Origin of the sequence: Chamaesiphon sp. VAR_69_metabat_338 (genome assembly GCF_031423935.1) — a bacterium.
Taxonomy (GTDB): Bacteria; Cyanobacteriota; Cyanobacteriia; order Cyanobacteriales; family Chamaesiphonaceae; genus Chamaesiphon.
The window spans coordinates 1-1947 of sequence record NZ_JANPGM010000566.1 but is presented as its reverse complement, the minus strand read 5'-3'; the positions used below and the strand labels follow the sequence as shown (position 1 = coordinate 1947).

The window sequence follows — 1947 nt, the reverse complement described above, 5'->3', positions numbered from 1 at the left end:
CGTTTACAACTTGGTTATTCCAAAATATTACTAAGTACGATGCGATCCACGTTCATGCCTTATTCTCCTATACTTCTACCGTCGCGATGTCGATCGCAAGGCTAAAAGGTGTCCCATACATCACCACGCCACATGGTCTGTTGTGTGAATGGTCGCTCCAGCAAAGCGCACAGAAAAAGCAAGCTTATCTCAAGTTAGTCGAACGAGCCAATCTCGATCGCGCTCGTGCCATTCATGTTACCTGCGAGCAAGAACGCGATGATGTTGTTGCTTTAAATTTTAAATCTCCTATCTCGGTTCTTCCATTGGCTCTAACCCAGATGCCAGTATCGATCCCCGATGCGGCCAATCTGCTGCGGCAAAGTTTGAATTGTCCCGCAGACGAACCAATTATTTTGTTTTTAGCGCGACTACATTACAAAAAAGGCTTGGAGTATCTAATTCCCGCGCTCGGTAAGTTGGGAGATCGCCGTTTTACATTGGTAATTGCCGGAACTGGTACACCTGCCTATGAAGCCGAAATTAAGGCTCTCATAGTAGCTGCTGGGATCGAAAATCGTACTCGCACGATCGGTTTTGTTGAAGGGACTCAAAAAGATTTATTAATTCAAGGTGCCGATTTATTTGCTCTGACCTCTCACTCCGAAAACTTTGGGATTGCTGTTTTAGAAGCTTTAATTGTAGGTACCCCAGTGTTGTTAACTCCTGGTGTCGGTTTGGCTAGTGTCGTGCGCGATAACGATCTCGGTTATGTAGCAGATCTAAATGTCGATGCTATCGCCCAGGCTCTCGATCGACATTTAATCGATCCAGATCGATCGAAAGTGATGGGAGAACGCGCTCGCCAGTTTGCGATAGCGAACTATAATTGGGATAAAATTGCCGTGGATCTGATTCAAGTTTATCAGTCGATTATCGATCGCCAGCCAATATTATAATTTTACCAAACATTGCTGAGCTTTAAGTGAATCACATTCTCGAATCAGCAAAAAATAATCGAGATCGCCCTCGAATGTATTATCTCGAATAACTGAGCATATTTAAGCGATATACATGCATATTGAAACTATTACTCCACTGATTCTAACTTATAACGAAGAGCCTAATGTCGAGCGAACGCTCCAAAAACTTAGTTGGGCGAAAGAAATTATCGCGATCGATAGTTATAGTGAAGATCGCACATTAGAAATTCTTAATTCTTATCCTCAAGTTAAACTATTTCAGCGCAAGTTTGATACGCATACGCAGCAATGGAACTATGGCTTAGAGCAGATAAAATCTGAATGGGTTCTATCTTTGGATGCCGACTACGTACTAACAGATGCCTTGATTGAGGCATTCAGCGTGCTTGAAGATCCAAGTATTAACGGTTACTCAATTCCTTTTAAATATTGTGTATTTGGTAAGCCCTTAAAAGGCACTATCTTACCACCTCGCTTGGCTTTATTTAGAAAGAATAGTGCCACATATATAGATGATGGTCATACCCAACTATTAAAACTTGAAGGTCGATCGAGTCAACTCGATCGTTATATTCATCATGACGATCGGAAGCCACTCAGTCGCTGGCTATGGGCGCAAGATCGCTACATGGTTATCGAATCAGCCAAACTATTAAACACACCCGATCTCGAATTAAGTTGGGGAGATCGGCTGCGCAAAAGGAAAATCTTCGCACCAGCGGTGATTTTAATTTACTGCTTGATTGTCAAAGGTGGCATCCTCGATGGCTGGCAGGGTTGGTATTACGCTTTTCAACGCACTCTTGCCGAACTTTTACTGGCGATTCACATCATCGAAGCAGAGCATCTCAAACCAGAATGCCGCTAGCCTTCAATGTGTACCCAGAGCGATCGAGTCAGGATCGTCTACTGCGACTAAGGACAGTTTTCGTTCCTTAATTGGCTGGGCGGGGTTGCCAGCATAAATCGTCATCGGAGCAAGCGA

2 protein-coding genes are annotated in these 1947 nt (G+C 43.6%); both read left to right on the top strand.

Features of this window, described 5'->3' with window-relative positions:
• A partial coding sequence (locus tag RMO84_RS15610) for a glycosyltransferase (RefSeq protein WP_310489360.1) occupies nt 1–938 on the top strand: 938 nt, incomplete at its 5' end.
• 115 nt (nt 939–1053) lie between these two features.
• Nucleotides 1054–1830, top strand: a complete 777-nt coding sequence (locus RMO84_RS15605) for a glycosyltransferase family 2 protein (protein WP_310489359.1) — start codon at nt 1054–1056, stop codon at nt 1828–1830.
• Nucleotides 1831–1947 lie beyond the last annotated feature (117 nt).

What these genes read in the sequence shown, in the direction of transcription:
- RMO84_RS15605 (WP_310489359.1), top strand. Translation starts at nt 1,054, where the DNA reads ATGCATATTGAAACTATTACTCCACTGATTCTAACTTATAACGAAGAG.